6 protein-coding genes and 1 pseudogene are annotated in these 8,094 nt (G+C 53.6%); 2 read left to right on the top strand and 5 right to left on the bottom strand.

Translation table 11 applies throughout. The annotated features are described in order from the left end of the window. Positions 1-76 precede the first annotated feature (76 nt). Together FYJ62_RS08275 and FYJ62_RS08270 are read left to right on the top strand one after the other, a co-directional pair. A complete protein-coding gene (locus FYJ62_RS08275) occupies positions 77-811 on the top strand; it encodes a DUF4368 domain-containing protein (protein WP_456073120.1) in 735 nt (244 codons plus the stop codon). 88 nt (positions 812-899) lie between these two features. Next, a pseudogene (locus FYJ62_RS08270) lies at positions 900-1,199 on the top strand (aldo/keto reductase); the annotation flags it as partial. 146 nt (positions 1,200-1,345) lie between these two features. Here FYJ62_RS08270 and FYJ62_RS08265 read toward each other — a convergent pair. The 5 genes from FYJ62_RS08265 to FYJ62_RS08245 form a co-directional block, all read right to left on the bottom strand. Beyond that, positions 1,346-2,746, bottom strand: coding sequence for an MFS transporter (locus FYJ62_RS08265; protein WP_154549220.1), 1,401 nt, complete (start codon positions 2,744-2,746; stop codon positions 1,346-1,348). 185 nt (positions 2,747-2,931) lie between these two features. Then, complete coding sequence (locus FYJ62_RS08260) at positions 2,932-3,888, bottom strand: ABC transporter permease (protein ID WP_154549219.1); 957 nt, start codon at positions 3,886-3,888, stop codon at positions 2,932-2,934. Then, the gene (locus tag FYJ62_RS08255) at positions 3,888-5,024 is read right to left on the bottom strand and encodes an ABC transporter permease (protein ID WP_154549218.1); all 1,137 of its coding nucleotides are present in this window, start codon (positions 5,022-5,024) and stop codon (positions 3,888-3,890) included. The genes FYJ62_RS08260 and FYJ62_RS08255 overlap by 1 nt, the downstream gene beginning before the upstream one ends. Further along, entirely contained in the window at positions 5,017-6,561 is a 1,545-nt protein-coding gene (locus tag FYJ62_RS08250; RefSeq protein ID WP_154549217.1) for an ABC transporter ATP-binding protein, read from the bottom strand. Before FYJ62_RS08250 ends, FYJ62_RS08255 begins: the two co-directional genes overlap by 8 nt. Before the next feature lie 76 nt (positions 6,562-6,637). Further along, entirely contained in the window at positions 6,638-7,723 is a 1,086-nt protein-coding gene (locus tag FYJ62_RS08245) for a BMP family lipoprotein (RefSeq protein WP_154549216.1), read from the bottom strand. Positions 7,724-8,094 lie beyond the last annotated feature (371 nt).

Raw genomic sequence — 8,094 nt, 5'->3', positions numbered from 1 at the left:
TCCAGCCCCGCCGTCCAAACAGCCGCCTGGACAAGGTGCGCTATATGTTTCAGAAGATAATGTAACGTCTTGCGCAATGCAAGCGTTCATTGCTGGCTATTGCGAAATATCATTGATAAAATCAGTAGATGAAGTGGGGCTGTTCTCTGGTATGCTGTTCTGCGCCGACTGCGGCCATGTGCTGTATCAGCAGCGGTATCAGAACAAGAACCGCAAGCAGGACTGTTATATCTGCGGCAGCTACAAGAAGCGTACCCGTGACTGTACGGCACACTTTATCCGCACCGACCTTTTGACGGCGGGCGTGCTTTCCAATCTCCGGCAAGTGACGGAATACGCCGCCAGGCATGAGAGCCGCTTTGTAAAGCTGCTCATCCAGCAGAACGAAATCGGCGGCAAGAGAAAGACCGCCGCAGCCACGAAGCAGCTTGAACAGGCCCAGACACGCATTGCCGAAGTGAACCGTATTATCAAGCGGCTGTATGAGGACAATGTAAGCGGCAAAATCAGCGACGAGCGTTTCATGGAGCTGTCGGCGGACTATGAGCAGGAGCAGCGGGAACTGAAAGACCGGGCTGCCGCTTTGCAGGAGGAACTTTCCAAGTCGCAGGCCGCCACCGTCAACGCCGAGAAATTCATGGGGATTGTGAGAAAGCACCTTGCTTTTGAAGAATTGACCCCCACCCTCTTGCGGGAAATGATTGAGAAAATCGTCGTGCATGAGTGCAGCTATGACGAGAACGGCACCCGCAGGCAGGACATTGAGATTTATTACAGCTTTGTCGGCAAGATAGACTTGCCGGAAGCCTAACGCCTGACCTATCCGACACAGCCCTAAGTGCCGGATAGGAACGGCAAAATTTTTTACACTTCTATTACTTCTTTATCGCACATTAGCAAAGCAGCACGGCATTGCTTTTATTGGCTATTCGCCCTTTAACTCAGGCAACGGGCAATCTATCCCTGTTAAAGCCAGCTTAAAGCAGATCGCTGATAAGCGGGGCGTGTCCATCCACCAAGTCATGCTGGCCTGGACCATGCGGACCGGGCAGGTCTTGACCATTCCCAAAGCCGGTTCAGTTGACCACATGCGGGCCAACCTGGCGGCTGCTGACCTGATCTTGACCGCCGGCGAACTGGCCGCCTTGGACCGGGATTACCTGCCACCGAAGAGCAAGCAGCCTTTGGAGAGCATCTAAGTTTCAGCTGATTTCCACGAAGGTCTTGTAGTAGTCGTAGACCTTGCCGCCTTCGGAAATCGAACTTACCCAGCTAAGTTGAAAACTACACAATCAAGACCCAAAAAGCCTTGCTCCCACAACTGGAGCAAGGCTTTTCGCGTGCTTTAGTTTTTGACCAGACCTTGCTTGTCGCGCTTGATCAAGCTCAAGACGCAGGCAAAAATCAAGAGCGTGAAGACAAAAAGGACGATGAAGGCCGCTTGTGAGCCCATGACCACCTGCTTGCTCTGCCCTTGGTAAGGGCTGCCGGCGATGGCGATAATTACGGACATGGCCGCGGTCCCAATCGAGCCGGAGTACTGCTGCAGCATGTTGAAGAGGGCGTTGCCGTCGGCAATGTGCATGACTTCCAGCTGCTGGAGTCCAATAGTCATGGAGTTGTTGTACATCATGCTGAAGCCAGTCATGAACATGACGTGGAAGATCACGATCAAGGCAATGGAAAGCTTCTGGGCGAAAATGATGTAAAGCAGGATGCCGGCCATGGCCAGGCAGCTGCCGATCAAGAAGAGCTTCTTAAAGCCTTGGCTGTCCAAGAGTCGTCCCATGACCGGCCCGAAGAAGGCTGACAGCAGGCTCCCCAAGAGCAGCAGCATCCCGCTGGTTAAGGCGCTGGTCTTCAAGCCCAGCTGGGCCAGGTTAGGGATGACGAAAGTCAGGCTGATCTGGATAAATTGCAAGAAGGTGTAGATTAACAGGCCCAGGTTAAAGCTGGTATTTTTCAAAACGCCAATATTGATGATGTGGGCCTTGCCTTCCTGCTTGGCCAGCTTGAAGAAGCTGAACAAAGCGGCCGCGGTGACCAGGAGCCCGCCCCAAACCAGAGGGTTGGCCAGGCCGCTGCTCAGGTTGTTTACGGCCAGGGTCAAGGCGATCAGGGCCAAGACAATCAAGAGGTACTCGCTAAAGTTGAAGTGGTCCCGGTGAGCCTCATTGTCGCTCATAAAGCAGGCCGCGATGATGCAGAAGACGATCGTGACTGGCAGGGTGAAGATAAAGTTGAACCGCCAGTTGAGGGCCGACAGGCAGATCCCGCCGTAAGTTGGCCCGAGTGACGGTGCCAGGGCAATGATCATCCCTGCCGTCCCGACAAAGGACCCTTGCTTGGCCCGCGGAACCTCCAGCATGATGATTGAGAAGAGCAGGGGCATGGCAATCCCCGTCCCGATCCCTTGAATGATCCGGCCCAGCAGCATGATTGGCAAGGTGGTCGACACCATGCAGATCACCCCGCCGATGACTGAAGCCGTGCCGGCCGCGATGATCAGGCTCTTGAACTTGAAGCTGCGCTGCAGGTAGGCGGCCAGAACGATCGTTAGGGTCACCGCCAGCAGGTAGGCGGTGGTGATCCATTGCACGTTGTTCAAGGACTGGTTAAAGACCTTCATCAGGGTCGGGAAGGTGACGTTCATTGACGTTTCAACCAAGACCCCGCTGCAGGCCACGCCCGCCGTCCCGACGATCGACCAGATCACGGAAGGGGTGACTTTTTTGTGAGCATCCATTAAAATAAAAACCTCCAATTCAGCGAATCCGGACCCGGAAAGGGTCTTTGGATTCACCGAATTGGAGTCAAACGCTCTAGTGAACCAAGCTCCACAAAGCTTGCTTAAAAAACTTGTCATTAATCTACTTTAGCATTTTTTGTCAAAAAATGTCAGTAAAAAACAGGGCGCGTGCCCTGTTTTCTTTATTTGGACTTGATGTAGTTCTGCCCGTCAGCTGCAGGCCCGACCGTCTTACCGAAGAAGATGACCAGGACCACGATGGTGATCACGTAAGGCGCGATCTGCAGGTAGACTGATGGCAGGCTGGAGATGCCAGGGATTTGGTCGCCGATGATGCTCAAGCTTTGGGCGAAGCCAAAGAACAATGAGGAAAGCATGGCCCCAACTGGGTTGTAGCGGCCGAAAATCATGGCTGCCAAGGCCATGAAGCCTTGACCGGCAATCGTGGAAACTGAGAAGTTGCCGGAAATTGCTTCAGCGAAGACTGCCCCGCCGATCCCGCCAAGGAAGCCGGAGATCAGGACGCCGGCGTAGCGCATCTTGTAGACGTTGATCCCCAAGGTGTCGGCAGCTTGCGGGTTTTCACCGCTGGACCGCAGGCGAAGGCCAAATCTGGTCTTGTACAGGACCCAGTAGAGGAAGATGGACAAGACGATGGCTACCCAGGCTGGAGCTGAGGTGTTCTTGAAGAAGATTGGCCCCAGAACCGGAATCTTGGCCAGACCTGGGAAGGAGAAGTAGCCGAAGTTTTGGGTGATGTTTTCGGTCTGCCCCTTGTTGTAGATGGCCTTAACCAGGAAGACGGCCAGTGGCGGCGCCATCAGGTTCAAGACCGTCCCGGAAATAACGTGGTCAGCCCGCCAGTTGATGGTGGCTACGGCGTGGAGCAGGGAGAAGATGATCCCGACGATCCCGCCGAGCAGCGCCCCGATCCAAGGGGTTGCCGTGCCAAAAGTGCTGGCGCAGCTCAGGTTGAAGACGACGGAGGTGAAGGCCCCCATGGTCATGATCCCTTCCAGGCCGACGTTGACGATCCCGGAGTTTTCACTGAAGGCCCCGCCCAGTGAAGTGAAAATCAGGGGAGCCGAATAGACTAAAGTTGATGAAACGATTAAGGCTAATACAGTCACGAAGTTCATTATGCTTCCCCTCCTTCATTCTGCTTGGCTTTGGCCCGGTTGGCCGTTTCCGTGGTCGCGATGTAGGTCGCGGTCTTGTCAGACTTCTTTTCCTTGAAAAGCAGGCCGACTGCCCAGCTGATGGCGACGAAGAAGATGATGGCCGCGATGACGATGGAGACGATTTCGAATGGAATCCCGGCAACCGTCTGCATCCCCAGACCACCGATCTTCAAAATGGAGAAGAGCAGGGAGGCCAGCAGGATGCCGATGGCGCTCATGCCGCCCAGCAGGGCAACGGACATCCCGTCCCAGCCAATGTCCAGGGTAGTCGTCTGCGTGAAGTAGTTTTGGTAGGTCCCCAGACCTTGTACGACCCCGCCCAGACCACAGAAGGCCCCGGACAAAAGCATGGAAACGACGATGTTCTTCTTGTCGCTCATGCCGGCGTAGCGGCTGGCGAATGGGTTCAAGCCGACGGCCTTGATTTCAAAGCCGACCGTGGTCTTCTTCATCAAGAACCAGAAGATGACCAGGGCGATCAGGGCCAGGAAGACCCCGCCGCTGATTCTGGACCCGCCGAACATGTCGCTCAGCCAAGGAATCCGCATGCTGCCGTTGGCGCCAACAGCCTTAGTGGTGTCAGTGTCGATCCGCAGGTTCTTGGACATGACGTCTTGGTGCAGGTATTGGCACAGGTACAAGACGATATAGTTGAGCATGATGGTGGAGATAACTTCGTTGGTCCCGAAGTAGGCCCGCAGCCAGCCGGCGATCCCGGCAACCAGGGCACCAGCCACGATGCCGGCGATGACTTCAAATGGCAGCAGGATGTAGCCCGGCAGATTCTTGAAGGCCAAGCCGATCCAGATGGCGGTCAGCCAGCCGGCTTGCGCCTGGCCTGGCAGACCGATGTTGAAGAAGCCGGCGGCTGAGGAAATCTGGAAGCCGATCGCGATGAAGATCAAAGGCGTCGCGTTGCGGATGGTTTCCCCAATCCCGTTCATTGAGCCCAGGGCACTGTCAAACATTGACCCATAGGCTTCAAAAGGATTGTAGCTCCAAGCCAGCATGATGATGGCACCGACCAAAAAGCCGGCGATAACGGATACGATTGGCACTAACAGCCGCTTAGTTTTCGGGCTGACCTTAATCATTAGCGGTGGCCTCCTTGTCTAAATGCTTACCAGTCATCAGCAAACCTAATTCGGTTTCGCTGGTCTGGTCTGGGTCAACTTCACCGGATTCAGTCCCGTCGTGCAGGACGACGATCCGGTCGGACAATTGCAGGATTTCATCCAGTTCGTAGGACACGAGCAGGATGGCCTTGCCGGCGTTGCGTTGGGCAAGCAGCTGGGAGTGGATGTACTCAATCGCCCCAACGTCCAGACCACGCGTTGGCTGGAAGGCAATGATCAAGTCAGCGTCGCGGTCCAGTTCCCGGGCAATGATGGCCTTTTGCTGGTTACCACCGGACAGGTCGCTGGCTGGCAATTGTTCACTGGTCGTGCGGACGTCGAACTTCTTGATCAGTTCCCGGGCATGTTCCCGGATGGCCTTTTCGTTCATGATGCCATGCTTGGAGTAAGGCTGCTTGTAGTAAGTCTGCAGGGCCATGTTTTCTGACAGCGGCAGGCTTAAGATCAAGCCGTACTTTTGCCGGTCGGCTGGGATGTGGGCCACGCCGCTTTCAGTGATTTCGCGGACTGGCTTGTTGGTCAGGTCCTGGCCATTGATCATGACTGACCCGCTTTCTACATGGCGCAGGCCAGTAATGGCTTCGACCAGTTCGTCCTGGCCGTTGCCGTCGATCCCGGCCAGACCGAGCACTTCCCCGCCGTGGATGGTGAAGGAGAGACCCTTGACGGCTTCAGTTCCCCGGTCTTCCTTGACGTGGAGGTCCTTGACCTGCAGCACTTCCTTGCCCAGGTCAATGTCCGGCTTGTCCAGCTTGAAGTTGACGTGGTGGCCAACCATCATTTCAGCCAGCTGTTCGTCATCAGCGTCAGCGACGTCAACGGTCTGGATGCTCTTCCCAGCCCGGATGACCGTGACTCTGTCGGCACTTTCCTTGATTTCCTTCAGCTTGTGGGTGATCAAGATGATGGACTTGCCTTCCTTGGCCAGGTTCTTCATGATCTTGATGAATTCCACGATTTCTTGCGGCGTCAGGACCGCGGTAGGTTCGTCGAAAATCAGGATGTCAGCCCCGCGGTAGAGGACCTTCATGATTTCGACTCTTTGCTGCTGGGCCACGGTAATGTCGGAAATCTTAGCGTCAGGATCGATGTCCAGGCCGTATTGCTTGGACAGGTTGACGATCTGCTCGCGGGCCTTCTTGAAGTCCAGGGATGGACCCTTGGTTGGCTCGTGGCCTAAAATGATGTTTTCCAAAACGGTGAAGGCTTGGGCCAGCATAAAGTGCTGGTGCACCATCCCGATTCCCAGGCTGGTGGCGGCGTTAGGACCAGAAATATTGACTTTCTTGCCGCGCACGTAGATCTCGCCAGAGGTTGGTTCAAGCAGCCCGGACAGAATGCTCATCAGCGTTGACTTGCCGGCACCGTTTTCGCCAAGAAGCGCCAGGATTTCGCCCTTGCGGAGCGTGAGGTTGATATCGTTGTTGGCTTTAAAACCGTTAAAGTCTTTCACGATATGGCGCATCTCAATGATGTTGTTGGTCTCTTTTTCCATATGATAAAAGCTTTCCTTTTACAAAAAACACCCCGTAAATATGCGGAGTGTTTCAAATTGACTACTATATATTGTGCTACTTACTTGGAGTAGTTGCAACTTTAATTTTGCCGGCCAAGATTTGCTTGCGGGCAGCTTGAACTGCCTTCCAGGTCTTGGCGTCAAGGTTGCCCTTAGTGACGGAAACGCCATCGTGAGCCAAGCCGTAGGAAATTACCTTACCGCCAGGGAATTTGCCGTCGTAAGCCTTGTCAGCGATGTCCTTGCATGCGAAGCGCAGCCCCTTTAATACAGAGGTCAGCGTGAAGTTGGCCTTCTTGCCGTCTTTAGAAGTGTAGTTACCCAAGTTTGCTTGGTCAACGTCAACGCCGATAACCCAAACCTTCTTAGCAGCAGTAGTGGCCTTGTTGCGGGTCTTGGCTTCGGTGAAGACACCGTTGCCGGCGTTGCCGGCAGCTTGGTAGATGATGTCGGCGCCGTCAGTGTACATTGATTGGGCGATTGACTTGGCCTTGTCAGTTGAGGTGAAGTTGCCGATGTATTGGTCGTAAACGGTAATCTTCTTGCCTAAAGCCTTGGCACCGTCCTTAACGCCTTGCTTGAAGCCGGCTTCGAACAGTTCAAGAACGCTGGACTTAGCCCCGCCGATGAAGCCGACCTTGTTGGTCTTGGTAGTGTAGGCAGCAGCCAGACCGCCAAGGTATGAAGCTTCGTTGCTCTTGAAAGTAACGGAAGCAACGTTCTTGCGGCCAGTGATGACTGAGTCGATCAAGACAAAGTTCTTCTTAGGGTACTTCTTTGATGCAGCTTTAACTGAGTCAGTCAGCATGTAGCCAACGCCGTAGATGGTTTGGTAGCCGGCTTGGGCAGCTTGCGTCAAGTTAGGGGTAAAGTCAGCAGCAGATGAAGATTCAAAGTACTGGTAACCGCCCTTGCCTTGCTTCAAGCCGTGTTCCTTGCCGTAGTCCTTAAAGCCAGACCAAGCGGCTTGGTTGAAGGAGTGGTCGTCGACACCGTTGCCGTCAGTGATCAAAGCGATCCCGTGCTTGGTATCCTTGTTGACTGTAGTGTTTGACTTCTTGCCGGAGCAGGCAGTCAAAACAGCGGCAACTGACAGAGTGGCTGCTCCTGCGGCAACCAATTTCTTGTAATTAAAGCGCATAGCAAAATGACTTCTTTCTTTTTTGTTTTTGTGATATACGAACATTTATGTATTAAAGATAGCATTTGGTTTGGGAAAAAGCAAGAGGTTAAATAGGCGAATATTCGTTTTTTTGGACTTTTTTTCAAAAAAAGCTTTTCTGAAACTGAGAAAACGGTTAATTTACGAACGAACTGATAACTCTGTATAGACCGGTTCCCGGATTGGGAGGCTTAGGGCAGTTGTGATACAATTAGTAGCAGATTAAGGAATCAGGAAAGTTAGCTAATCTGGGGCAGCCGCGAGGCTGCCTTTTTTGCTGCAAGTTATAACAGTTAAGAAAAAGGCGCCCATCGAATGATGAGTGCCTCTTAAAAATCATTTGTTTGAGC

The sequence above is a fragment of the Lactobacillus porci genome, assembly GCF_009695985.1.
Lineage (GTDB): Bacteria > Bacillota > Bacilli > Lactobacillales > Lactobacillaceae > Lactobacillus > Lactobacillus absianus.
Note: the sequence above shows the minus strand (reverse complement) of the source record. Positions and strands in the feature narration are given on the sequence as shown.